This is a genomic window from Komagataeibacter europaeus (genome assembly GCF_002173515.1).
GTDB classification, from domain to species: Bacteria; Pseudomonadota; Alphaproteobacteria; order Acetobacterales; family Acetobacteraceae; genus Komagataeibacter; species Komagataeibacter europaeus.
In genome coordinates, this window is sequence record NZ_CP021467.1 from 708,285 (window position 1) to 733,353 (window position 25,069).

General features: G+C 62.9%; 28 protein-coding genes and 1 pseudogene. 15 read left to right on the forward strand and 14 right to left on the reverse strand.

The features are described 5' to 3' along the window. Positions 1–4 precede the first annotated feature (4 nt). Complete coding sequence (gene mobB / locus S101446_RS03055; protein WP_208620546.1) at positions 5–535, reverse strand: molybdopterin-guanine dinucleotide biosynthesis protein B; 531 nt, start codon at positions 533–535, stop codon at positions 5–7. Between mobB and mobA the strand changes: the two genes are divergently transcribed. From mobA to ggt, 7 genes are all read left to right on the forward strand, one after another. After that, entirely contained in the window at positions 520–1,239 is a 720-nt protein-coding gene (gene mobA, locus S101446_RS03060; RefSeq protein ID WP_087607570.1) for a molybdenum cofactor guanylyltransferase, read from the forward strand. The two genes, mobB and mobA, sit on opposite strands and share 16 nt — an antisense overlap. Before the next feature lie 153 nt (positions 1,240–1,392). Continuing rightward, positions 1,393–2,199 carry a formate dehydrogenase accessory sulfurtransferase FdhD gene (gene fdhD, locus S101446_RS03065; RefSeq protein ID WP_087608812.1) on the forward strand — a complete coding sequence of 269 codons (807 nt, stop codon included), beginning with the start codon at positions 1,393–1,395 and terminating at the stop codon, positions 2,197–2,199. 192 nt (positions 2,200–2,391) lie between these two features. Beyond that, positions 2,392–2,778: a hypothetical protein gene (locus S101446_RS03070; RefSeq protein WP_010508321.1), complete on the forward strand. Its 387-nt coding sequence runs from the start codon at positions 2,392–2,394 to the stop codon at positions 2,776–2,778. 14 nt (positions 2,779–2,792) lie between these two features. Continuing rightward, on the forward strand, positions 2,793–4,979 hold the full coding sequence (locus tag S101446_RS03075) for a pyrroloquinoline quinone-dependent dehydrogenase (RefSeq protein WP_087607571.1): 2,187 nt from the start codon (positions 2,793–2,795) through the stop codon (positions 4,977–4,979). A gap of 121 nt (positions 4,980–5,100) precedes the next feature. Continuing rightward, positions 5,101–5,232, forward strand: coding sequence for a hypothetical protein (locus tag S101446_RS18590; protein WP_279629051.1), 132 nt, complete (start codon positions 5,101–5,103; stop codon positions 5,230–5,232). 32 nt (positions 5,233–5,264) lie between these two features. Continuing rightward, entirely contained in the window at positions 5,265–5,912 is a 648-nt protein-coding gene (locus S101446_RS03085; RefSeq protein WP_087607573.1) for a DNA-3-methyladenine glycosylase I, read from the forward strand. A gap of 66 nt (positions 5,913–5,978) precedes the next feature. Continuing rightward, positions 5,979–7,805: a gamma-glutamyltransferase gene (gene ggt / locus S101446_RS03090; RefSeq protein ID WP_244184442.1), complete on the forward strand. Its 1,827-nt coding sequence runs from the start codon at positions 5,979–5,981 to the stop codon at positions 7,803–7,805. Positions 7,806–7,932: 127 nt separating this feature from the next. On the opposite strand, the gene S101446_RS03095 is transcribed toward ggt, so the two are convergent. After that, a complete protein-coding gene (locus S101446_RS03095; protein ID WP_010508326.1) occupies positions 7,933–8,997 on the reverse strand; it encodes a hypothetical protein in 1,065 nt (354 codons plus the stop codon). A gap of 407 nt (positions 8,998–9,404) precedes the next feature. Between S101446_RS03095 and S101446_RS03100 the strand changes: the two genes are divergently transcribed. Next, positions 9,405–9,869, forward strand: coding sequence for a hypothetical protein (locus S101446_RS03100; RefSeq protein ID WP_010508327.1), 465 nt, complete (start codon positions 9,405–9,407; stop codon positions 9,867–9,869). A gap of 301 nt (positions 9,870–10,170) precedes the next feature. Here the strand turns inward: S101446_RS03100 and S101446_RS03105 are convergent, their stop codons facing one another. The 7 genes from S101446_RS03105 to S101446_RS03135 form a co-directional block, all read right to left on the reverse strand. After that, positions 10,171–10,575 (reverse strand): hypothetical protein, encoded by a 405-nt coding sequence (locus S101446_RS03105; RefSeq protein ID WP_231289865.1) that lies wholly within the window; start codon positions 10,573–10,575, stop codon positions 10,171–10,173. A gap of 110 nt (positions 10,576–10,685) precedes the next feature. Then, entirely contained in the window at positions 10,686–10,871 is a 186-nt protein-coding gene (locus S101446_RS03110; protein WP_019085322.1) for a hypothetical protein, read from the reverse strand. Positions 10,872–11,072: 201 nt separating this feature from the next. Further along, complete coding sequence (locus tag S101446_RS03115; RefSeq protein ID WP_244184445.1) at positions 11,073–11,339, reverse strand: hypothetical protein; 267 nt, start codon at positions 11,337–11,339, stop codon at positions 11,073–11,075. 57 nt (positions 11,340–11,396) lie between these two features. After that, positions 11,397–11,678 carry a hypothetical protein gene (locus S101446_RS03120; RefSeq protein WP_081472590.1) on the reverse strand — a complete coding sequence of 94 codons (282 nt, stop codon included), beginning with the start codon at positions 11,676–11,678 and terminating at the stop codon, positions 11,397–11,399. 62 nt (positions 11,679–11,740) lie between these two features. Beyond that, complete coding sequence (locus S101446_RS03125; RefSeq protein WP_244184447.1) at positions 11,741–11,959, reverse strand: hypothetical protein; 219 nt, start codon at positions 11,957–11,959, stop codon at positions 11,741–11,743. A 16-nt stretch (positions 11,960–11,975) separates the two neighbouring features. Then, entirely contained in the window at positions 11,976–12,254 is a 279-nt protein-coding gene (locus S101446_RS03130) for a putative hemolysin (RefSeq protein WP_019085319.1), read from the reverse strand. Between the two features lie 99 nt (positions 12,255–12,353). Continuing rightward, positions 12,354–12,662, reverse strand: coding sequence for a hypothetical protein (locus S101446_RS03135; protein WP_087607576.1), 309 nt, complete (start codon positions 12,660–12,662; stop codon positions 12,354–12,356). Between the two features lie 291 nt (positions 12,663–12,953). Between S101446_RS03135 and S101446_RS03140 the strand changes: the two genes are divergently transcribed. Beyond that, a complete protein-coding gene (locus tag S101446_RS03140; RefSeq protein ID WP_087607577.1) occupies positions 12,954–13,481 on the forward strand; it encodes a hypothetical protein in 528 nt (175 codons plus the stop codon). A 277-nt stretch (positions 13,482–13,758) separates the two neighbouring features. Here the strand turns inward: S101446_RS03140 and S101446_RS03145 are convergent, their stop codons facing one another. The 5 genes and pseudogenes from S101446_RS03145 to S101446_RS03165 form a co-directional block, all read right to left on the reverse strand. Further along, on the reverse strand, positions 13,759–15,225 hold the full coding sequence (locus S101446_RS03145) for an FAD-dependent monooxygenase (protein WP_087607578.1): 1,467 nt from the start codon (positions 15,223–15,225) through the stop codon (positions 13,759–13,761). 221 nt (positions 15,226–15,446) lie between these two features. Beyond that, complete coding sequence (locus S101446_RS03150) at positions 15,447–15,899, reverse strand: hypothetical protein (RefSeq protein WP_087607579.1); 453 nt, start codon at positions 15,897–15,899, stop codon at positions 15,447–15,449. 523 nt (positions 15,900–16,422) lie between these two features. After that, positions 16,423–16,631: pseudogene (locus S101446_RS03155) on the reverse strand (FAD-dependent monooxygenase); the annotation flags it as partial. A 214-nt stretch (positions 16,632–16,845) separates the two neighbouring features. Further along, a complete protein-coding gene (locus S101446_RS03160) occupies positions 16,846–17,304 on the reverse strand; it encodes a hypothetical protein (RefSeq protein WP_010508339.1) in 459 nt (152 codons plus the stop codon). Positions 17,305–17,479: 175 nt separating this feature from the next. Further along, a complete protein-coding gene (locus S101446_RS03165) occupies positions 17,480–17,998 on the reverse strand; it encodes a cell wall hydrolase (protein ID WP_087607580.1) in 519 nt (172 codons plus the stop codon). A 326-nt stretch (positions 17,999–18,324) separates the two neighbouring features. On the opposite strand from S101446_RS03165, the gene S101446_RS03170 reads away from it, so the two are divergent. The 6 genes from S101446_RS03170 (at position 18,325) to S101446_RS03195 (ending at position 24,861) form a co-directional block, all read left to right on the forward strand. Next, positions 18,325–20,475, forward strand: a complete 2,151-nt coding sequence (locus S101446_RS03170; protein WP_087608814.1) for an esterase/lipase family protein — start codon at positions 18,325–18,327, stop codon at positions 20,473–20,475. Beyond that, positions 20,472–21,578 carry an Lnb N-terminal periplasmic domain-containing protein gene (locus S101446_RS03175; RefSeq protein WP_087607581.1) on the forward strand — a complete coding sequence of 369 codons (1,107 nt, stop codon included), beginning with the start codon at positions 20,472–20,474 and terminating at the stop codon, positions 21,576–21,578. Before S101446_RS03170 ends, S101446_RS03175 begins: the two co-directional genes overlap by 4 nt. Before the next feature lie 396 nt (positions 21,579–21,974). Continuing rightward, entirely contained in the window at positions 21,975–22,307 is a 333-nt protein-coding gene (locus S101446_RS03180) for a hypothetical protein (RefSeq protein ID WP_239648514.1), read from the forward strand. Between the two features lie 42 nt (positions 22,308–22,349). Continuing rightward, a complete protein-coding gene (locus tag S101446_RS03185; protein ID WP_087607582.1) occupies positions 22,350–23,039 on the forward strand; it encodes a hypothetical protein in 690 nt (229 codons plus the stop codon). Between the two features lie 84 nt (positions 23,040–23,123). After that, entirely contained in the window at positions 23,124–24,188 is a 1,065-nt protein-coding gene (locus tag S101446_RS03190; RefSeq protein WP_019085296.1) for an alkene reductase, read from the forward strand. Positions 24,189–24,336: 148 nt separating this feature from the next. Further along, positions 24,337–24,861: a GlcG/HbpS family heme-binding protein gene (locus S101446_RS03195; protein WP_039794171.1), complete on the forward strand. Its 525-nt coding sequence runs from the start codon at positions 24,337–24,339 to the stop codon at positions 24,859–24,861. Positions 24,862–25,069: the final 208 nt, after the last annotated feature.

Sequence of the window (25,069 nt, forward strand, 5' to 3'; positions counted from 1 at the left end):
TCTTTCATTCAATGACAACACGACAGGCATGCCGCAGGGCGAAATCGGCAATTGCGTCCGTATCGTTCACATCCAGCACCGGCAGGTGCGCGGGCAGGGTGGGGTCATGGGGCGTGTCGGTTGCGATGGCGATGATGTTGTCCTGATGCCTGAACAGCGGGTCCTTGCCGATGCCGGGGCGATAGACCTCGATACTGGCGGGAACGGTGGCGTGGAAGCCTTCGACCACCACCAGGTCGGTGCGCCGCATGCGCGACAGCAGATCCCGCAGGGTCGGTGGCGCGTCGGGGCATTCGTGCTGCAGCACCCACCGGCCGGGGGCCGCCAGCATGACCTCGGTGGCACCCGCATTGCGATGGACCCAGGAATCCTTGCCCGGCCGGTCGATGTCGATATCATGATGCGTATGCTTGATGGTGGAAACCGCCTGCCCCCGCGCGCGCAATGCCGGCAGCAGGCGCGACAGCAGGTGCGTCTTGCCCGACCCGCTGCGCCCGGTCAGGCCGATCACCGCCTGTCGTGGTGGATGGGACATGGAACGCACCCCCTGAACACTACGTCATCCCGCCCGCCCATGCGGGGGATGGCGCAGGGTACGGCCTTGTCCCGCCGCGTGCAATGCGGGCGCTGATGGCGGGGGCGCGCGTGGCCGGACTGGTCATGGCCGGGGGCATGGCGCGGCGCATGGGGGGCGGTGACAAGCCGTTGCTGCGGTTGGGGGACATGACGTGCCTTGACCGCATCCTGACCCGGCTGCGTCCCTGCTGTGCCGCCCTTGCCATCAGCGCCAATGGCGACCCGGCGCGGTTCGCGGCCCACGGCCTGCCGGTGCTGGCCGACAGGGTTGCGGGCGTCGGGCCGCTGGCTGGCGTGCTGGCCGGTCTGGAATGGGCGGCGGGGCAGGGGTGCGACGTGCTGGTGACGGTGCCGGGCGATACGCCGTTCATTCCCGCTGGCCTTGTGCCCCGCCTGCTGCCCGCGCCGTCCTTTGCCATCAGTGGCGGGCAGCGCCACAGCCTGGTCGCGGCATGGCCGGTGGGCTGCCGCACCCTTCTGGGCCGCCAGCTGGGCAGCATCACGCCCGATACCCGGCGCGAGATGACCCGCGTGCGCACGCTGGCCGATGCATTGGCCGCGCGCGGGGTGGATTTTGCCGTGCCGCCCGATGGCCCGGACCCGTTCATGAACATCAACACCCCCGCCGATTACGCCTTGGCCCGGCGTCATGCGCGGGGCTGAATGACCGCAAAGCCGTGCCCGGTATCGCCCTTTCAACGGCCTGCCGCCCTTGCGCCCGGCACGGCCTCGGCCATTACGCCATGCCGCCGATGGGATTGGCATGTTCATGAACATGACCGGCCACGCCCTGTCCCGCACCCGAAGGACCGCATCATGACCCGATCCCTGCCGCCCGCCATCGTTCCCTGCGCCATGACGGTTCATGCGCCCGGCGCCACCGCCCACGCGCGCACGCTGGACATTGCGGAGGAAACGCCCGTCACCCTGTCGTTCAACGGCATGGCGCACGGGGTGATGATGGCGACGCCGCTGGACCTGCATGACTTCGCCGCCGGCTTTGCCCTGACCGAAGGGATCATCCCCGACCTTGCGGCGCTGAAGGATGTCGCGGTCCGGGCGGAAGCCGACCATGCCCGGGTGGACATGCGCATTGACGGTCCGTCCTTCCACCGCCTGCTGGCGCGCGGGCGACGGGCGATGGCGGGACGCACCAGTTGTGGCGTGTGCGGCACGGACGCGCGTGACGTGCTGGACCGCCCGCGCCGCCATGTGCCCGATGCGCCGCCCGACCTTGCGGCGGTGGGGCGGGCGCTGGCGGCGCTGCCGGGGCGGCAGGTGCTCAATGCCCGCGCGCGCATGCTGCATGCCGCCGCATGGTGCGCGCCGGATGGCACGATCATGCAGGTGCGCGAGGACGTGGGCCGCCACAACGCGCTGGACAAGCTGGTGGGGGCGGGGCTGCGGGACGGGCTGGATTTCGGGCGCGGGTTCTGCGTGATCACCAGCCGGTGTTCGTATGAAATGGCGCATAAGGCGATCATGGCGGGCATGCCGGGGCTGGTGGCGGTGTCAGCCCCCACGGCACGCGCGCTGCGGGTGGCGGGGCAGGCGGGGCTTTACCTGGTCGCACCGGCGCGCGCGACATCCGTAATGGTTCCCGATCTGGTTGTGGGTAAGTAAAAAAAACATTTCGTGTGCAGCCACAGCAGGTCTGGATTCTAAATACGTCATGATGAGAGCTGTTTTGTGGCGGAATACTTACAGCTCTGAAACAATCATAATAAAGTCGTGACCAACCTCGCGATTTCGTTTTTTCGCGTTTAACAGGCGCGGGACTAGCCTCCGCTTCATGATACTGGAGGAACATCCATTATGTCTGCTTTCATGAAACCACACAGCGCCGCGGGATGGGCGACGCTTTTACTTGCAGTCATCATTATCCTTCTGGGCCTGCCCCTTTTATACATGGGCGCGGAACTCGCGTTCCTTGGTGGCTCGCTTTACTACGTCGTCTGCGGCCTGGTGGTCACCGCCGCGGGCGTGCTGATGGCCATGGGCCGCCCGCTGGGTGGCCTGCTTTACCTTGGGGCCTGCGCCTTTACATGGCTGTGGGCGTTCTGGGAGGTCGGGCTTGACGGCTGGGGACTGCTGCCGCGCGTCTTTGGTCCCACCATCCTGGCCATTGGCGTGGCGCTGTGCCTGCCGGTGCTGCGCCGTGCGGAACACGCACGCACAACCAACGTGCGGGAGGTCGCATGATGTCCAATACAACAATGCTGCGCACCCTGCTGCTGGGTGCTACCATCATCGCCGGGACGGCCGGCGTCACCGCGCTGGCGCAGGTGCCGCCCGCCGACCAGCCGCCGGGCAACGGCAACGCCACCGTATCCCCCGGCACGCCCACCCCGCCGACGGATGCGTTTTCCCCGCCGTCGCCCAACGCGCCGCAGGCGCCGGGCGTGAACGCCGCCAACATTCCCGACGGGCCGCCCGCCGAACCCAGCGAGGCCACGCCAATGGTCGAGCAGGTCACGGCCAACCCCGCGCATGATGACTGGCCCGGCTATGGCCGTGATGACAAAGCGACCCGCTTCTCGCCGCTGGACCAGATCACGCCGTCCAATGTCAGCCACCTGAAGCGTGCGTTCATCTACCATACCGGCAGCAAGCCCGCGCCGGGGCAGGTGAACAAGTGGGCCGCCGAAACCACGCCGATCAAGGTGGGGGACGGGCTGTACATGTGTTCGGCCATGAACGACATGATGCGCATCGACCCGGCCACGGGCAAGGAAGTCTGGCACTTCCACGCCAATGAGAAATACGACAGCATTCCGTACACGGCGGCGTGCAAGGCGGTGGTGTACTACACGTCCTCCACCGTGCCCGAAGGCGAGCACTGCCACCACCGCATCCTTGAAGCCACGCTGGATGAACGCCTGATCGAGGTGGACAGCGAGGACGGCAAGGTGTGCGAAGGCTTTGGCTGGCACGGCATGGTCAACCTGATGAAGGGGATGGGTGAATCCGTGCCCGGCTTCGTGGCCGAAACCGCGCCGCCGCCGATCGTCAATGGCGCGATCATCACCAACCAGGAAATCCTGGACGGCCAGCGCCGCTGGGCGCCGTCGGGCGTGATCCGTGGCTACGACGCCGAAACCGGGCGCTTCCTGTGGGCATGGGACGTCAACCGCCCGCATGAACATGGCGAGCCGAAGGAAGGCGAGCACTACAGCCGTGGCACCCCCAATTCCTGGGCCGCGATGATTGGCGACAACGCGCTGGGGCTGGTTTACGTGCCGACCGGCAACTCCGCTGCCGATTACTACAGCGCCATGCGGTCGCCGGAAGAAAACAAGGTGTCCTCCGCCGTGGTCGCCATCGACGTGAAAACGGGCGAGCCGCGCTGGGTGTTCCAGACCGTGCACAAGGACGTGTGGGATTACGACATCGGGTCGCAGCCGACGCTCATGGATTTCACCAAGCCTGATGGCAGCAGCGTTCCCGCGCTGATCATGCCGACCAAGCGTGGCCAGACCTTCGTGCTGGACCGCCGCACGGGTGAGCCGGTGCTGCCGGTGGAAGAACGGCCCGCGCCATCGCCGGGCATGGTGCCGGGGGATACGCGCGCCCCGACGCAGCCCTGGTCGGTCGGCATGCCGCGCCTGGGCTTCGCCCCGCTGAAGGAAGCCGACATGTGGGGCATGTCCCCCATCGACCAGCTGTACTGCCGCCTGAAATACCGCCGCGCGCATTATGTGGGTGAGTTCACGCCGCCCAGCATTGACAAGCCGTGGCTGGAATATCCCGGCTATAACGGCGGGTCCGACTGGGGCAGCGTTGCCTATGATGAAAAGACCGGCATCCTGATCGCCAACTGGAACAACACGCCCATGTATGACCAGCTGGTCAGCCGCAAGAAGGCCGACAAGCTGGGGCTGATGCCGGTGGATGACCCCAACTACAAGCCCGGCGGCGGCGGCGCCGAAGGGGCGGGGGCCATGGCGGAAACGCCGTACGGTATCGTGGTCTCGCCGTTCTGGGATGAATACACGGGCATGATGTGCAACCGTCCGCCCTATGGCATGATCACCGCCATCGACATGCACACGCAGAAGGTGCTGTGGCAGCACCCGCTGGGCAGTGCGCGCGCCAACGGTCCGTTCGGCCTGCCGACCCACCTGCCGCTGACCATCGGCACGCCCAACAATGGCGGCCCGGTCATTACCGCCGGTGGCCTGATCTTTGTCGCGGCGACGACGGACAACATGATCCATGCCTTCGACATCCATACCGGCAGGGAAGTGTGGAACGATGTCCTGCCCGGTGGCGGACAGGCAACGCCCATGACGTATGAATACAAGGGCAAGCAGTACGTCGCCATCATGGCCGGTGGCCACCACTTCATGATGACGCCGGTTACCGATGACCTGGTAGTCTATGCCCTGGATAATGTGAACTGAGGGTCGCGATCATACCCTGACTGACCCGACCGGGGCCGTATCATGCGGCCCCGGTTTTTTTATGCGTGGCCGGGACAGGGCGGCAAACCATGGATTCAGTCCTTTCGGGACTGTCGGGATTATGGCGGATATTGCCACGGGCAGGCGCGTGGCGGACATCATCGCCCGCGCGGGACGAACGCACGCAGCGTTCAGGCAGGAACCCGCCCCGATGGACAGCCCCGCGCCCCATGCGCACGGGCGTGCCCTATGATAAACGGATGGACAGGACGACGGAGTACCACCATGCCATCCATGCCCGATCCACACAGGGGCGATGGGCCGCCAGACACGGCTGCCATGTCACCTGACCCCGGCCGCCCACGGTGCCGCTGGGCGCAGGCCGATGCCATGATGATGGCGTATCACGACGCGGAGTGGGGCCAGCCGGTGCATGACAGCCGGCAGTTATGGGAAATGCTGGTGCTGGAAAGTTTTCAGGCCGGGCTGTCATGGCGCACGATCCTGAAACGGCGCGCGGGGTTCCGCCGGGCCTTTGCCGGGTTTGACCCCGACCGCGTGGCCCGGTTCGGGGATGCCGACATCACGCGCCTGCTGGCCGATCCGGGCATCATCCGCGCACGCGCCAAGATTGTCGCCACCATTGGCAACGCCCGCGCCTATGTCGCCATGCGTGAACGCGGCGAGGACCTTGCCACCTTCGCATGGGGCATGGTGGGCCACGCACCGGTGCATAATCACGGGCCGGTGCAGGCGTCATCGCCCCTGTCGCACGCCATGTCCGCCGCGCTGCGCGCACGCGGCTTCCGCTTTGTCGGGCCGGTCACGGCCTATGCCTGGATGCAGGCGGCGGGGATGATCCATGACCATGAACCCGGCTGTTTCCGGCATGCGGGGGCAGGGGTTTCGTTGTTAAACAAAAATGAATTATAGGCGGTAGCAGCCGGTCGGGGCATGCCTTCCCGACTGCCCACACGGATGCTGAAAGGTTGTATGGACATGCCTGCACACACAAACACCGGCATGCCGGGTTTTCGTTCCCGGCCACCCATGCGCGGCAGTTGCGCGCGGGGTGGTGGCGTGATGCGGCCATCCGTCATGTTTTCGGCGCTGCTGCTTGCCTGCACGGCCCTGTTGCCGGGGCACGGCCATGCAGCATCTGTGACGCAGGCGAAGCAGGCTGCCGTGCCGTTCAATCCCCTGCGTGGGGACCGGGGCTATGGCTGGACGGGGCAGACACGGTCCGAAGTGCTGGGCACGCACGGCATGGTGGCGACCAGCCAGCCGCTGGCGGCGGATGTGGGGCTGGATATCCTTAAACGCGGGGGCAATGCCTTTGACGCCGTGATTGCAACCGCCGCCGCCATCAACGTGGTCGAACCGGAATCCGCCGGGATCGGGGGCGACCTGTTCATGATTGCATGGGTGGCAAAGGAACACCGGCTTGTCGCGCTGGATTCCGCCGGGCGCGCGCCATCCGGCGCCACGCCGGGGCGTTTTAGCGCCCGGGGGCTGAAGACGGTTCCGTACACGGGCATTGATTCGGCCGTCGTGCCCGGCACCGTGGCCGGGTGGGACGCCATTCGCGCCCGTTATGGCACCATGTCGTTCAAGGATACGCTGGAACCTGCCGCCCGCCTGGCGGAAGATGGCTTTGGCGTGAGCGAACGCGTGGAAGCCGAGTGGGAGGAATATGCCAGCCTGCTGGCCAAAGACCACGACACGGCCGCCACCTATCTGCCCCATGGCAGGCCGCCGGGCCTGTATGGCGTGTTCCGCAATCCCGATCTGGCCAGGGCATTCCGCCTGCTGGAAAACGGCGGTGCGGATGCTTTCTACAAGGGGCCGATCGCGGATGCCATCGTAAAGAAATCGCAGGCGCTGGGCGGGACAATCACGCCCGCGGATTTTGGCACGGTCAGGCCACAATGGGTCAGGCCGCTGACCACGTCCTATCGCGGCTACGACATTTATGAAATGCCACCCAGCACGCAGGGCGTCGCCGTGCTGGAGGCCCTGAATATCGTTGAACAGTGCGGGCCGAAACTGGGCATCAACCCGCGTGGGGAGGGGCCACGTTCCCCACTGTTCTGGCACCTGCTGATCGAGGCGAAGAAAGTCGCCTATGCCGACCTGCGGCAGTATGTGGGCGACCCGGACTTCGTTGCCGTGCCGACCGCGAAACTGACCGGCAAGGCCTATGCAAGGTCGCAGTGCCACCGCATCGACCCACGCCACGCCGCCGCCATTACGGCGGATCGCGACCCGGTGGGGGGCACCGTGTACCTGACCACGGCTGACCGCGAGGGGAATGTCGTCTCGCTGATATTCAGCGTGTATGACGAATTCGGTTCGGGCATAACCGTGCCCGGCTACGGCTTTTTGCTGAACAATCGCGGCGCGCAGTTCAGCCTTGATGAAAAAAGCCCCAACGTCATCGCGCCGGGCAAGCGGCCATTCTATACCATCATTCCCGGCTTCGTGCTGAAGGGGGGCAGGCCGTTCCTAAGCCTTGGCGTGATGTATGGCGACCAGCAGGCACAGGGACAGTTGCAGGTGCTGGAAAACATGCTCGACCTTGGGGCCAACCCGCAGGCCGCATCCGACGCGGCACGGTTTTCCCATTCACAGCAGAACAATCATGTCGTGCTGGAATCTGAACTGTATCAGGCCGTTGGCCCCGCGCTGCAGGCCATGGGGCATGATGTCAGCACGGGCAACGGGCTGGGTATGGGCGGTTACCAGGCAATCATGATCGACCCGCATTCGGGCGTGTATCGCGGCGCATCCGACCACCGCAAGGATGGCGCGGCCGTCGGTTATTAGGCGGCCCCGCACGCCCTGCCGCGTCCTGTCCCCTGCATGTCGGCAGGGGAGCATGGTGTCTGTCTGTGTGTCATGAATGGCCAGGACGGCGGCGGCTGGAAACAGTCATTCAACACACTGGTACCATTCACCCATTGACCGGTATGGTCAGCACGGCGCCCGGGTTCTTGGTGGTTTTTGAAAGCTCCATCAATATCTGCAACATTGTAAACCCGAGCTTGCTGGGAAAATCGGTATCCGAGATATAGTAGAATCTATTGTTGTATTTTATTGATACAAAAGAAAGGCGTGGTCGTTCATTACTGACGTGAACAAAAACCGTTGGCTTTGTATTGCGCCCGATCAGAATGATCTTGGGCAGGGTGCGCCCTGAATCAATATCTTCCTGCGGGACATCGATCTGGTAGGCAATCTGCCCCAATACGCCAAGCATCGTGCGGGTAAGCAGCCTGATCTGGCCATGTTGTGGCCTTCCGGCCCCATATATGACTTCCACGCGTTCATCCTTCGGGCCCATTTCAAAAAAACGTCGTGTTGACTTCACCACGTCGGCCAGAAGGGGGTCGGTCGTCGATGACACCGTAAGGAACACCCGGTCAAAAGCCGGGGTCTTGCCCGGTATTTCCTCGCTATGTTCAAGTTGTATGCCCAGAAGTCCTGCAATCTGCAACCGGCGCAGATCATAGATCAGTTCGAAGAATTCAGGCGACCCGCGCCCGACATCGCCCCCTATGGCGCCCGCATTATTGATAAGGTTGACCGACTGGACCGACAGGCGGAACAGGATATCAATGGGCAGTCCCCCCATGGCCAGCGGAAGCAGGCTGCCCGGGGGAAGCGGGCGCAGGAAACTTTGCGCATAGGCATCCCCCGTAACGGGCTGGAAGGTGAAGGTCGGGCTTTCCTGTATCTGCGCCCCGATCGCCCCGGCAGGCCGGACCGGAGTGGAATCCGAGCCAACGCCGATGGAAATATTGCGCTGCAACTGGTAGCCGGAAATCAGCTGGGTCGTGTCCAGAAAGCCCGGTGTGTCGGCATATCGCAGACGGACCACGTTAAGGAGTGTCTGTTGTTTGGAAGAGCCGATCAGCGCCTGGGAGTAGTCAAGTTGATCATGGTCCAGTCTTTGAGAGCCAACGCCATAACATCCGCCCAGCAGGAACATGAGCGGCACAACCGTAAATTTTTTCATAACAATAGAACTCTGCATTTCTTAATATGACGTATTATCTTGTATTCTTGACTACTTTCCGATGGTGGTCGGGCACATGACGTCATAAACTGACCTGATGGTATCGTGCCATGATAACATGCGGTTTTCTTAAATTGTAACGACACCGATTTTTATCTGGCAATGACGATCATCGTTATTTAATGTATGTTTCTCAGTGATATAGGGCGGATCGTGTAGCACAGCGCGCCGGTTGACGGCATGTGCGGCATTATTAAAATAACGTAAGTTATACCGGATCCGCATGCCGTCATGGCAGGCGGTCATGAACCCGTGGTCCCATGCCCGTCCTGTGCAGGGGCATGAATTTGGGGTATTGGACAGGATTGCAAGGTTTGCCTGAATTTCCCGTTAAGGTGTCTCGTACCATGAGTAAAAGCTTTTTTGTCCTTGTTCCGGCGCTCCTGCTGGCTGGACATGCGTATGCGGCAGACGTGAAGCTGCCGGATGGCACCCCGGCAAGCGTGACCGTCCAGACACCCTGCACGAGCGAAAGCTACAGGGAATACGAAACCTGCATTTCCGCCATCCTCAGCCTGCCCTCCAACCGTGGCGGCGACATCGATGTCAGGGCGATCGAGACGCTGCTGCCCAAGGACATTCAGAAAGCAGCCATCATAAGCGGAATCACGGCAGCGCCGGTCGTGCCGATGACCGTGTCGTTAAAACATTATGATGACAGGAATATCGTCTGGCCATCAACGGATACCCCGCTTGACCATATTATAATTCCCAATAACGGAACCTATCAGGTCGTGCTGACAACGGCTGATGGTGGGAAAACATGGGGCATGCGGATCATTATCGAACAGCCGGGATCGGCTGACCAATAAGGGGAAAACGATTTCCGATGAGCGATCATCTGATATTGTATTTATGATCAATACAGATGATGCGTCCTGTTTCCTGGCGCGCAGGATATGAACGGATCCGGTCCCCGCGGCGGGGCCTGCCCGGATGGTCGCGGGCACGGCGATTGCAGCCGGTCCGGCGACATTTTCATGCTATGCGATCAGGTGGGAGTTTCCGGGTCAGGCTGTAAAAAAACCCGCCGCGCCGGGGGGATGGACCCCATGGCGGGCGGGCAGTCTGGCGGGCGGCGCATGGGCCGCCGCCGTTATCGTGGTTTGCTTGTTATTCGCCAGCCACCTGCTGTCCGGTGGTGGCATCCGTGCGGGCCATCTGCTGCTGCTGCCAGCCCGCACGGGCATTGATGGCGCGGTGGCGGATGGCCGAAGGCAGGAGATCACGCAGGATATTCATCGCCGCGCGTTCCGACAGGCCGGTCTGGCTGGAAAAGCGTTGCAGTTCCGCCGGCTTGAACAGGGCATGGATGGTGCTTTCATCCGCGACCGACGTGTTGTCACGTTCCTGCCATGTGCGGATCAGCGGCAGCATGCCCTGTTCCTGCGCGCGATGTTCCAGCATGCTTGGCTCATCCGGGGCGGGCAGGGGACCAAGGATGTCATTCAGTACCGACAGCGCCCCCGAACGGTCGCCCTGCGCGCCGGTCAGGAAATCACCGATGGCGGTGGTCATGTCGGAAATGTTTCCGGTAAGGTTTCGTGCGATTTTCATGTGAGCCTCCGAACGTCGGCGGGGCGGCCGGGCCTGTGCCACGGCATGCCCCCGGAGTTTGCGGGACGGCGTCATTTACCCTGCACGGTGTCCCGGCATGCAGGTGAAAGATCGGCAATCCGGCGTTGCATGCAGGCTTCGACCAGTCTTGTATCCGGTATGTCCAGCGGACACAGCCGCAGGGCATCGACCTTGCACGCCGCGACCTGTTGCGGTGTGCCGGGATCGGCGGAATATGCATTCGCCGGTAGTGCCATTCCCAACCCTGTCACGATCGGGAGGGCGCAGAAAACGGATTGCCGCATTGTCTGTCCTCCTGTCTGTTTTCCAATGGGGTGGTATGGGGCAAACGTGGTCCGGCGATATGGGTTTGCCGCCGTCATGGTCGCCACGGACACATTGCCGTGACCCCGGCGGGCCGCCCCCCTGTGGGGAAGTGGACCATCCGCCCCACGCCATTACATGTGCGACGTGCCCGTGGCCGCCGGTCCCTGGCTGCGCGCCGCCTGCGCGGATGTGCCGGGGCCGCCCTTCCGGCCGCCTGTCGTATCCGTGGCGGGGGCGCCTGCGTCGGCATGGGCTTCACCCGCGCATGAAATGCAGAAATCTTCCCCGAATTTGCCATGGGTGCAGGCCGCCAGGGGCAGCGCAAGCCCCAGCATGAGGGGCAGCAGGCGGCAGGCAGCCCTGATACGGGGCAGGCGGGTCATGGGCACGGCTGGCACGTTATCCTCCATCTGTTCCGGGGGGAAAAACGGCGTACCCCCCGTGGAAGTTGCATCCTACCACATGGGTGGCGGCGGCATCATGGGGGGTGGGGGCGGCGGTGGCGGCCCGTAAAACCGGCCCATCCGCATGGGCGGGGGCGGTGGTGGCGGCGGCGGGGGTGGTGGATAACGGCGCATGTAGTGCCGGTGATGGGGCGGCCCCCATGCCGGTCCCCATGGCCGCGCCGACGCCACGGCGGGCAGGGTGACGGTCGCCACCACGCCTGCGATGATTGTCCCCTGCCGCAGCGCAATGCGCAGGACGGAAAGGACGGAGGAAAGATCAGACTGTCTCATAACGGCATGCAACGCGGCCAGTAGGGCATCAGTTTGGAAAGATCAGGGCACAAGATGACGGTTTAATGGCCGCGCGGCACAATCGTCCACCCCGCAACCTTCCCGCCGGGCGGCAGGCGGCACAGGCCGGCATGCCGGTCATCATTCACCTGCCATGTCCCGCCCCGGCGCGCGCAGTCCGTGGGCGGGGGCGTGCGCCGGGCCATGAGCGCATCGTCACACGCACAAAGACCCAGCAGCGCCGCCAGCACCATGTGGCGCAGGGCCGTCGTCCCGGTCATGCATGCGGGCCGCATGTCACGGCGCGGCGGTGGCATGGTCCCGGCGGAACAGCGCCCATTCCTCCATCACCGTGCCATCGGGCAGGTGGCACCAGCCGGTCACGCCCTGTGGCGAAGGGCGCATTTCCAGCGTCCCGCCGCGCTGCTGGCAGTAGACCGAGGCGGGATTGGCCATGCCGGCGCGCGATGCATGCGCCGGGGCATGATGACCCGCCGCGCACGCGCCCTGCAGCATGATGCCGCCAAGGACCACGCCCCGTGCCAGATGCCGCATGAAGGGGAAGCGATATGTCATGGAACCTGTCCGTCCTGCCTGCCGTGTTGCATGGGTAGCCATCGCCATCAGGTATCAGCAAACGCGCGCCGGGGCCAGCGCGGGCACGCCCGGCACGGGTCAGGACGCAGGCGGCGGGGGCAGGGCGTGCCCGTGGCCCAGCGCGCGCAGCATGATGCACAGGTTGGGATGATCCATCACCGCGCTGTATGTCACGCGCGGGCGGCCCGTGGCGTCGTACCACATCAGCCAGTACACCGTGCCCGGTCCGCCCGCCACGTATTCCAGCCACAGCGTATCGCCCGTATCATGCCGCGTCACCAGCGGCGCGGGCAGTACGCTGCCCCGTGCCTGCCCCGCGCCATGGGGGCAGCCCTGCCGGGTGTCGGTGCGGTAACGGTCATTGGCACAGGTGAAGGGCGTATCCACGCGCCCACGCTAACATGACCGCCATGGGGAGGCCATTGCCCGCCGTACAGCCGGGGTATTTCAGCGCAAGGCCGCGCAGGCCAGTTCATCCGGCGACACGCCCCCCGTCACGCCGGGGCGACGGCAGAAGCAGCCCGCTGATGCATGCCTGTCCGGCCAGAAGCCATGATTTTCTTATGTTTTGTCCTGGACTATCGTGAACGGTGACAGGGCCGTTTCAGGCTGCGATGCCTTCCCGGGGCGGCAACGTCGGGGGGTAGTGGATCATCAATAGCTGGCAGGGATAACGTGATGCGGTATGAGGTGCATGGCCCGTTCTGGTCGCCGCGGGTTCAGAGCGAGGCGAGTGCCGAGGCCCTGCGGGCGTTCTGGGACGAAATGCAGGACATGGTCCCGGGCCTTCCCCGCGCCATTGGCATATACGTGTTCTCCACCTGTCATGGTAACACGTTCACGCCTTGGTATGTCGGAAAGACAAATGCAAAAGCCGGTTTCCGGGGCGAGATCTTCCAGGACCACAAGCTTGGCCATTATGTCGATGCAAGCGCGCTCAAGCGCGGGCATCCGGCAATCCACCTGATCGCAAAGGTTGAACCCGTCAGGGGCAACTTTTGCAAGGCGTCCCAGCAGTCCGGCCGGGAGATCGACGAACTTGAGACCGTGATGATCGACATGGCGCTGCGGGCCAACCCTGATGTCCGTAATTCGAAAAAGACATGGTTCAACCGCACCTGCCAGGTTCCCGGCATAATCGGCGACACCCTGACCGGTCGCCCGTCGGAAGCGGTGGCGACGTTGCGGAACACGTTGAAACTGTAGGCGTAGAACCGCTGTCCCTGATCCTGTCACGGCATGGGGCGGTCAGGGATGATAGCAGGTCGCCTTTTCCAGATTTCCTGGGAGGCTGTTTGAAAACCAGTCATTGATAAAAAATAATAAAAGTTTTTGGGTGCCGCCTTTTTTCAAAAAGGTGGCGTTCTTTGAAGCTTTTTGAAAAAAGCTTCACCAAAAACTTTTATTATTTCAATCGGTTATAGGGGTTGCCTTTTCAGGCAATCTCTGCGGCTTTCCAAAAACAGGCTTCACCCGAAATCTTTCATGATCCTTGCGATGTCATCCTGTCCAGGGCGGCCGTGATGACCGACCCGTTCCCATTCCGCGCGACAGCGGCGACATAGCCATCGGGCCGCACCAGCCAGATGCCGTTTTCATCCGGCGGCGGGCATGCCGTGGCAGCAAGCAATGACGGATGATGCGCGATGATGGCCCGCGCTTCGGCGCTGTCCCGCGCCGCAAGGACAAGGCGGGGCGGGCCGCCCGCTGCGCGGCCCTGTCGTAAAACCAGTCTCTGCCCCGGTGCCGGGCCATGCAGCCCGCCGGCCGAACCAACATTGAGCGGGCTGTCAGGATAGCCGATCCTGATTCCCGACAGCCTGCCGGCCACGGCGCGGCGGATGGCCGGAATGCGGAAACCCTGCTGTACGACAAGGTTACGCGCCCGCTGCGCCAGATGGTTTTCCAGCAGGACAATCCGCGTCATGTGGCCGGAATCCGACAATATCCGCCGCGCCACGCCACTGCGTTCGATACCATAGCTGTCAGGCAGGGACGGCGCGGCTTCCCCCCGCATGACAAGGGCCAGTTTCCACGCCAGGTTGAAGGCATCCTGCATGCCGGTATTCATGCCCTGGCCACCGGCGGGACTATGGACATGCGCCGCATCACCGGCCAGGAACACGTGGCCCGTGCGGTAATGCCGGACCATGCGTTCATTCACCCCGAAATCCGACAGCCACGCCGGATCGGACAGGGTGACGCCGCCCGGTCCGCGCCGGTCGACAATCCGCTGCATTTCCCCCAGATCCGGCATATGCAACGGAACCGGACCCAGATCGGCTATGATGCGATGGCGGTCGCGCGATATCGGAAAGAACATGACAGCCCCGTCGGGGTGCCAGAAAATCGCCGGTTCATCGGGCGGGACGGGCAGGCCCGCCACATGCGCGTCGGCAATGACGAAACCCATGGGAAGCGTGTCCCCGGCAAAAACCTGGCCCAGCCTGCGGCGGACAAAGGAATGCGCGCCATCGCAACCGATCAGCCATGCCGCCTCCACCCGCTCTTTCCCGCCCCCGGCATGGGTCAGCGTGCAGGAAACGCCATCCGGGCCGTCAACAAAATCCGTCAGTTCCGTCCCGCGTTCGACAGTGCCGCCAGACGTGCCAAGATGCTCTTCCAGCAACCGCTCGGTTTCCGATTGCGGGATCATCAGCAGGTAATTGAAGGTGGAGGCGATCGTCCCGAACGGGATCCGGGCCAGCGTCCTGCGGCCTGCATGGATACTGACGGCCTGCGCATGCAGCCCGGTGGCCACGAACGCCCCCGCGCAACCCGCCGCGTCAAGCAGTTCAAGCGTCCGGGGCCAGATGGCCAGGGCGCGGGAGCGGGTGTTACGTGCCGGCAGCCTGTCAACAACCCTGACGGGCGCGCCATACCGGGCCAGTTCGGCGGCCATGGTCAGGCCGACAGGTCCCGCACCGACAACAAGAACGGGCTTCGACATGGTTTTCGTCCACACAAAAGCCAGTGCCCGGACCTATGGACAGCAGCCGCCACGTTAACGCCAGAGATGCGCGGAGTGTTCCAGACCGTTCCGTTTCTGTCAGGCCGGGAGGTGACTTTGTGGGGAGAGCGAACGGTCCGCTATCGAATTTTGATGCGAGCAAAGCGGACCAACGCTAAATATTCAATTAAGATAAAGTTATACCTGATAAATAATAAAATTTACGGACGAACCGTCTTTTCTTCCGGTTTCACGTTCTCCTTGATGACATTGCAGGCAGACTGAGGACGATGAGGATTTTCATATCCTCCAATGCATAGACTAAACGCGTAATCACGATCATCTGGTCTGCTGGCAAAAAAGGGCGTGATCTGCTGCGCGCAATGCCCCCCATCGCGAATATCCATATCGACCGCACTCAAGGCGATCTGTGCAGGAACAAAGCTGGCATATGCAGTCTCATTCGATCCTGTCTGCTTATTTATACCAGAAAGATAATTCACAATAAAAGCGCAAAAAGGGGCATAGAGTTCACGATGGTTGAGTAGTTTATTCTGAAGCCGCATATCCGCACGAATGGTACGTCCATGCGGTACCAGAACGCTGGCGGCACCGTTTGCATCATTGGATAGATAAAGTCCAACGTTCTGAACGAGATAGTCTAGAAGAATCATGGCTTTGCAGTCATCCGTCCTACACCATGTCGCTTTGGCCCGTACAGCAGATTCCCTGAGCGCCTCGAATGTCGATGGAATGGGAACACTTGCTGGTATCTGTGAAGGCGTGCCTGCATAAGCGGCAGAGAGCGTCATTAGGAACGTCAGAAGAAAGAACAGATACCGCATGGGCTTTACTCTCGATAAAACTTGAATTCACGCTCGGGCACACTAAATATCCGCACATATTGCCCTGGTCGTGCCCAACTCGGAACATAATTTTTAATGGGTCTTCCGCTTCTGTCCCGTACACCATCCACAGTTTCAAGTCCTCCCTGAATGTCATACCCGGAAAGTCCGGTATCTCCTTCCTTTGGCATACTGATCGGCGAATAGAAAAGGGTCGCTCCTTGACTGATATCGCGCGCTTGACCGGATAACAGACTTTCTGCGATCCGTCGGCTTATTGTCGTTGCAGGATGGTTGTGTGCGTAATTGTTATGCTGCCAGACTACGGACACCGATCTGAGATGACGGCCTACGCATGCAGCCCGTTGGCCACGAACGCCCCGCGCAACCCGCCGCGTCAAGCAGTTCAGGCGTCCGGGGCCAGATGGCCAGCGCACGGGAGCGGGTGTTACGTGCCGACAGCCTGTCAACAACCCTGACGGGCGCGCCATACCGGGCCAGTCCAGCGGCCATGGTCAGGCCGACAGGTCCCGCACCGACAACAAGAACGGGCTTCGACATGGTTTCCATCCGAAGGCAAAGGCATTATCCGGACCTGCGGACAACGGCCATCGCGTGAACGCCAGAAGGATGCGGAGTGTTCCAGCACGTTCCGTTTCTGTCAGGGTGACAGGCAGTTCTGGGGAGGAGGAGCGGAAGGTCGGCTCAGTGTACAAAGAGAAAAAGCAGACCAGTCATCGAGTACCAGGCAGGAAGTGTCCCCCGATATCTCGCTTTACTGTTGGTCTCCCGTGTCGGACGGAACCTTGTCATCCGCGATAAGGTTGCAGGCGGCCACCGGGCGGGGATGATTTTCATACCCGTTGATACAGAATTCAAACGTATCGTGGCGGACCTGCTGGCCCGCTTTCGTATTGAGGAAAAATGGTGCGAGTTGTTCTGCGCAATGCCCACCATCGCGAAAATCCATATCCACCGCATCAAGAAAAATCTGCATGGGTACGAAACCGGCATAAAGCGGATCGCCGAACTTCTGGGGGGCCTTGATATTCTGCAGATACCGGATGCTGAACGCACACATCGGCCCGTAAAGTTCGCGATGGCTCAGGAAATGGTAATCGAGCCGCCTGCCTGCGATGTCACGACGAACGGTTCCCCTGATACTCGCCACGCCGTTCGCTTCTCCCGCTTCATAGACCACGACCTTGCGGACAAGATAATCCAGCAGGATCATGGATTTGCAATCATCCGTGCCGCAATGCACGGCCTTCGCTTTCGCCGCGGCAGATTCAAGTGCTGCAAAAGTCGGGGGAACGGGCACGTTTGCAGCCGGGAGTGACGGCGAATGCGCATGGGCCGGGCCTAACGTGAGAAAGAACGCCAGCGTGAGGGCACATGATCGCACAGGTTTACTCCCGATAGAACTTGAACTCCTTTTCCGGAACATTAAAGACACGCACGCGCCTCCCGTCTTGTGCCCAACCTGGGACATAATTTCTGATCGGTTTTCCACTTCGGTCCCGAACCCCATCGACTGATTCCAGTCCGCTACCAATATCGAATCCATGCAGATTCGTATCTCCCTCTTTTGGCATGCTGAGCGGGGAATAAAAAAGGGTAGCACCTTGACTGATATCACGCGCCTGACCGGACAGCAGGCTTTCCGCGATCCGTCGGCTTATTGTCGTTGCAGGATGGTTGTGTGCGTAATTGTTATGCTGCCAGACTACGGACACCGACCTGAGATGACGGCGCTTCATCCTGTTGATGACAGTCCATCCGACCATGAGTTGTGCCGTCTCGTTCGAGCCACGTGCCTCTGATGCAATAATACGACCGAGATCTTCAATATTCTGCCTGGTGAGCCTTTCGTCCTGAGAATAGGCCAAAGAAGACGAACGACCAGAATCAGATTGTAATGACAGCATGCTGTCTGTCTTTCCCGAATGTTATCGTAGCTTCAAACGTTTCTAATTTGTTCCTGTGCAGGCATCGAGCATCATTACGTATGCGCCTCTGGGTGCGCCATGCTCCCTGATATTTGCTTCTGGCAATGCAGCAATGTGGCAGAATGTCTGCAATGAGGCGACTGCCGACATGACGCCGGTTTTCCATATCAGCCCCCGCCATGCCCACGGGGTTTCCGCCCGGCGTGCCGGGGCAGGGGGGCGATCATCCGTCATGGCCCGTTCACCCTGTCCCTGAACGTCGCCAGCGCATTGCGTGGGGGGCGAACTGGTGCTTAACCTGCGGCATGATACGCATTTTCACCGCTGCCCGCCGCGCGTCGGCACGCAGCATACGCCGTCCTGTCCGCATGGGCCATGCCGCGCGCGGCGGGGGCGTGCTGGCGCTTGTGCTGCTGGCGGGGTGCGCGGGGCCGGTTACGGTGCGGCATGTGTCGCTGGTCCACAGCTACCGTGACACCACGCGCACGGCGCTGCAGGGCGGCAGGCCGGCTGACGAAACGATGATCGTGCTGCGTCGCCACGGGCTGCTGGCCGCATGGCGCGCCGATCCCGACCGCGCCATCGCCACCCTGCGCACGCAGGCGGCCGGTCGCGATGACGAGGGCGACGTGCTGTTCGCGCTGGCGGAACTCAGTTACCGGCAGGGCCTGCGCCACCACCATGCGCAGGATTTCCTGGCCGCCGCGGTCTATGCCTATGCCTTCCTGCAGCCGGGACAGGCGGGTGGCCCCAGCCCGTATGACGGGCGTTTCCGGCAGGCGTGCGACCTGTACAACCTTGGTCTGGCCGCGGCCTTTCCCGCCCCGGTCAACGTCACGGCGCAGACCCGTGCGCTGCCCTTTGGCGATATTGTCTTGAGCGCCGACCCCGCGCAGCTGCGCTGGCACGGACGCCTGCTGGAACGCCTGCAGCCCACGGCCACGCTGGGGGTTGGCGGCATACCGAACGTCTATCGCACCCCCGGACTGGGCGAAGCCCTGACCGCGCTGGCCCGTCCCGACCCCGCGTTCACCCCGCCACAGCCCGCGCCACAGGCCGCGCATGAAGCAAAACATCTGGTCCAGCCTTCCGCCGTGGCGGACCTGACCGGTCCGGCGCATGATGACGCCCTGCGCGCCGTGCCCACGCCGCCCGCCCCGCATGGTGGCAACGACCTGGCCAGTGGCGACCCCACCGGCAGCGGCGACGGGGCCGCGAATGACGGCAGCTTCAGCGTGTCGGACAAGCTGCGCGTGCCCGCCAGCCTGCTGCTGGAAATCGACAACCCGCGCGCGCAGGTGCTGGGCGCGCACCTGACCGGGCGGCTGGTGCTGCGGGTGATGGATGAAAGCCCGGACACCCCCATCGGCCATGCCCGCGTGCCCGCCGAATATGACCAGACCGCCGCCCGTGCGCTCAGCCTGGTGGACGCGGCGCTGTGGACCAAGGAATATCGCGGTTTCTTTGACGGCACGACCTATGACGGCACGCGCCCGCGCCTGATCGCCATGACGCCGCACCGGCGCGGCAACATGCCGGTGGTGTTCATACACGGCACCGCGTCCAGCCCGTACCGCTGGGCCGTGATGGTCAATGACCTGCTGGAAGACCGGCGCATCCGCGATCATTTCGATTTCTGGTTCTTCTCCTACGCCACGTCCAACCCCATCCCGTATTCGGCATGGCAGCTGCGGCACGCGATCACGCAGGCGGTGGACAGCCTGGGCGGGGTGAAGGCGGACCCGGCGCTGGGGCATATCACGCTGGTGGGGCACAGCCAGGGCGGGCTGCTGGCGCGCATGCTGGTCATCAACCCCGGCGACCGGCTGTGGGACGGCACGGCGGGGCGGCCGCTGTCTTCCTTCCACCTAAGCGACAGCACGCGCGAACTGGTGCATGAGACGATGTTCCCCACCGCCATGCCCGAAATCCAGCGCGTGGTGTTCATTTCCACCCCGCAGCACGGCAGCTATCTTGCGGCCATGTCTATTGCGCGCCTTGTCGGCAGCATGGTCAGCCTGCCGGTGCGCGTGACCGAAACCGCGCGCGACATCGTGACCGGGGCGGGAGACAGCACGCACCTGAACAACCGCGTGCTGCGTCTGGGCAGCGTGTACGCCATGTCGCCGCACAGCGCGTTCATGCGCACGCTGCCCACCATTCCCATGGCCCCCGACGTGCAGGCCCATTCCATCATTCCCGTCTGTGGTAACCCGCGCGACCTGACCCATGCCGATGACGGGGTGGTGTCGTATGAAAGCGCCCACATCCCCGATGTGCAGTCAGAACTGGTGGTGCGCAATTCCGAACATTCGACCCAGTCCAACCCCGCCACCATTGCCGAGGTCCAGCGCATCCTGCTGCTGCAACTGGCCCAGAACCCGCCGCAGGCCATGACGCCGGCGGCGCCCCGCCACGCGCGGCGGGCCGTGGTGGCGCGGGCAGGGCGGCCATGACGCCCCCGCGCGGGCACGACGCGGCCCCCGGCGGGACGGGCGGCCACATGCCGCGCGGGACACCGGACGGGACGCCCGGCCACGGCAGCGGGCCGCGCGGGTGGCGGCGGACGCTGCACTGGGGCGGCCGCGCGGTACAGGGGGCGGGCCTGGCGCTGGGTGCGGGGGCGGTGTATTATTCCACCATCCTGCCCGATGCGCTGCGGCTGGGGCTGTCGGTGGCGTTTCCCGCCATCATGGTCGGCGCGCGCTGGCTGCGCCCGGCGGGGCTGGTGTTCCCGGCGCGGGTGGTGACGGTGACGGCGCTGGCGACCTGGTATGTCACCGACCCGCCGCGCAATGACCGGGTCTGGGCCGGTGAATACGCCGTACCGGTCGATGCATGGCGGATGGGGGACGTGGTGCATGTCCATAACGTGCGCAATTTCCGCTACCGCACCGAAACCGACTACATCCCGGCATGGTATGACGCGACGTATGACCTGCGGCGGCTGGACCGGGTGGACCTCGTGACCTCCTACTGGGCGGGGGAGTCGATCGCGCATGTGTTCCTCAGCTTCGGGTTTTCCGATGGCCAGCACCTTGCCATCTCCATCGAGACCCGGCGGCAGGCCCGGTTTCCCTATTCCACCATTGCCGGGTTCTTCCACCATTACGAACTGTTCTATGTCACCGCCGATGAACGCGACCTGATCGGCGTGCGCACCGACATCCGGCGCGAACGGGTCTACATGTACCGGCTGGATATCGCGCCCGCGGTGCGCGAACACCTGTTCCTCAGCTATGTCGGCGCGATCCATGACATCGTTTCCCGCCCCGTGTGGTACAACACCCTGACCGACAACTGCACCACCGGCATACTGGCGCGCGCGGGGGCGCGGCTGCGGTACCGGTTCGACTGGCGCGTGATCCTCAGCGGGCATACCGCCGACATGGCGTATGACATGGACCTGCTGGGACCGTATGACCCGAAACGCTATCCCGATTATGACGCGCTGCATGACGCAAGCCGCATCCACCGCGCGCCCGGCGCCGTGATCGGCCCCGATTATTCCACCGCCATCCGCGCGACCCTGCCGCCGCCAGAGGGGCCGCAGCCCTGACCATAAGGACAGGGTCGACGCGCGGCATGGACCGTGTGCCCCGTGGCTGCGCATGCCGCATCCCGGCCCGTTACTGACGGGCACGCCCCCCGTTCCCGGCGCAGAAGCATAAGCTGTCCCGGCTTTTCCCGTTACGGAACCATAAAACGCCCGCGCGCCCGGGGCCTGCATCCCGCCGGGCACCGGCATGCCGTGACAGGTGGGCAGGGATGCGTACGCGGCATTTTGGACACACCTGTTCAAATTAATGCCGCAAAATGGGGAAAACCCTTCCGCCGCTTATGGACTACATGGTCATAAAAATGCCAAACGGATTTGTTCGTTACGGTTCATAATTCGGAGCGCCCTGTGGATTTCCTGATCAAGGTGAAAAATTGCTATCGTGAACTTGGCCATATGTTGGGCCCGGACTTCGTGGGAAAAAGCTTTGCCATAGCGTTCGTGCTCGAAGGCCTGATGATTACCCTCCTCACACAGCCAGGCCGGCCGTCGCATCCATTCACGACGGTCATGACCATTGCGGTGTACACGGTCTCCTCCCTGCTTTTCCCGTTTACCAGGGCGGGATGGGAAGCGTTCAAGGACCTGTTCGCAAGCGACACCGTCCTGTTCATACCCTCGATTGTCGGGTTGGTACTGTCGTTCATTGTCAATGGCATGCTGTGGCAGGCGTCCATATTCCTGGGGCCGATTGCGATATGGTACCTGTTTGGCAGGCGCCAGCATTGAAATCCGAATGATATTTTAAATAGACATACCCGGAGACAAATAATGATCCACGCCAAACTGGACGGTGATATCGCATACCGTACCAGGTCAAAACTCATGATCATGGTCATTACGTTTCATTACCTGGTTGCCTGGCCCATACTGTCCATAATCATGATGATAACGCGGGTGCAGCAGCCTGTCGCCCATGCCTTCATGGTGGTCTCGGCGTCCTATATCGCCTTTGGCCTGCTGCGGAGCCTGATTATCCGCAGGCCCGTCATCAACGCCCGGATACAGGCCGCACGCCAGGACAGGTACTTCAGGACCCTGATTGACGAACGCCTGCAGCCGCTGATGAAACACCCGGTCATCACCGCTGACTGCACCCTGACCGACAATTATCCCAATGTGCTGATGTTTGACGGCCAAGAAGTCATGATCATGCAAAAGGGGGATTATGTCATCGCGCGGCCTGATGAAATTGCAGGCGTGCTGTTCGATGTTCCCGAAAGTGAACAGAAACAGAGGTATGAATTATGGGATGGCGGGATAGTCGGCACGATAACCGTGCGCGAAACCGCATTGTCCAGCATCCGCAACCGGCGCAAGAGCCGCGAGGCGGGCATCACGTTTGAAATGAACGATCCCGCCCATACGCAGATATTCTATCGCACCGGGCTGGGTGAGGGGGCGGTGGAAACCTGCAGGAAATGGGACGAACTGCTGAAAAAGGCGGGCGCATGCCCGTAATGCGGCCGGGATTGCGCGTACGGGTTGCAGGCAGGCGGTGACAGGCCCATCATCCACGCCAAAATGAACCTGTGGAGACGTGTCATGCCAACCCTGTTCACCCCGCTGAAGGTCGGTGCGCTGACCCTGCCCAACCGCGTCGTCATGGCGCCGCTGACGCGCCTGCGCGCCGGGCCGGGACATGTGCCCAACGACATGATGGCCGAATACTATGCCCAGCGCGCGCTGGCGGGACTGATCCTGTCGGAAGCAACGCCGGTCACGCCGCAGGGCATCGGGTATGAAGGCGTGCCCGGCATCTGGACGGATGCGCAGGCGGAAGGGTGGAAAAAGGTGACATCCGCCGTGCATGCGGTGGGCGGGCGCATTTTCATGCAGTTGTGGCATGTGGGCCGGATTTCGGACCCGTATTTCCTGAATGGCGAAGCCCCGGTCGCACCCAGCGCGATCGCGGCGAAGGGGCATGTCAGCCTGCTGCGCCCCATGCGTGACTACGTCACCCCGCGCGCCCTGCGCACGGAGGAGGTACCGGGCATTGTCGACGCCTTCCGCCGTGGCGCGGAACTGGCGAAGGTGGCCGGGTTTGACGGCGTGGAAATCCACGGCGCGAACGGCTACCTGCTGGACCAGTTCCTGCAGGATTCCACCAACCACCGCACCGACCAATATGGCGGGTCGATCGAAAACCGCGCGCGGCTGATGCTGGAGGTCACGGATGCCGCCATCGCCGTATGGGGCAAGGACAGGGTGGGGATGCACCTCTCGCCACGGTGCGACCTGCATGACATGGGGGATTCCGACCCCGCCGCGACATTTGGCCATGTCGCAACCGAACTGGGCCGGCGCGGCATTGCCTTCATCTGCGCGCGGGAGGCCGAGGGGCCGGACAGCCTTGGCCCGCAACTGAAAAAGCAGTTCGGCGGCGTGTATATCGCCAATGAAAAGTTCACCGGGGCCAGCGCCGAAAAAGCCATCGAGGACGGGCGCGCCGACGCCGTGGCCTTTGGCCAGGCCTTCATTTCCAACCCCGACCTGCCCGAACGCCTGCGCGCGGGTGTGGAACTGACGCCGCCCGACCCGTCCACCTTCTACACCCACGGGCCGGAAGGCTATATCGACTATCCCACCATGGGGGCGGCGGGGGACTGATACTGCCGGCCTGATGGATAAGAACAGAAGTTTTCACATGCCATCCCGGCAGCCAACACCATCGTGTGAAACCCCGCTTTTGCGATTGCGTGCCGTTCCGCCGGTTCTGCATCATGCCCCTGTCCGCAGCAGGGAAATGGCGCGCGTCATGAATATGAACCGGTTCACGCAGTCTGCCCTTGTCGCGGGGGGCCTGTTTACAAGCATCGCGGCCCATGCGCAGGGGCATGTGGTCATGACGCCCAAGCTGGATTGGATGACCGCGACCCGTCTGGCGACCGAGGCCGTGGATGCATGCGCGAAGCAGGGATATTCCGTAACCGCGACCGTGGTGGACACGACGGGCCACCAGCAGGCTGTCATCAAGGGCGACAGCGTGCCGCTGCAATCGCTGTCGGTGTCCTATCGCAAGGCCTATACGGCCTATTCCTATGGCATGGCGTTCAACATGGACACCACCAGCGCGCTGATCGCGGCCAAGGTGACGGGACCGGCGAACGGGGCGCTGAATACCATTCCCGAAGTCCTGTTCGTGCCCGGCGGGGTCACGTTGCGCCGGGTATCGGACCATGCCGTGCTGGGCGGGATTGGCGTATCCGGCGCGCCGGGCGGGGAAAAGGACGAAGCCTGCGCGCAGGCGGCGGTTACGAAATACCGCGCGGATTTCCGGTAACGCACCCGACAGCCCGGCAGCCATGCCACGGTAAAACATCCGTTGCGCCTGCCCAGATGGCCTGTCTGCCTGAAGAACCCGCACGGACAGGTCACGCTGCGTCCGGGACAAAAAGACACCCCGGCATTCTTTCTTGAAAGCGGACAGGATAACTGACAATGGAATGATGGCGTCGGGTCCGGCCTGTCGTGTCACAACGACATGACAG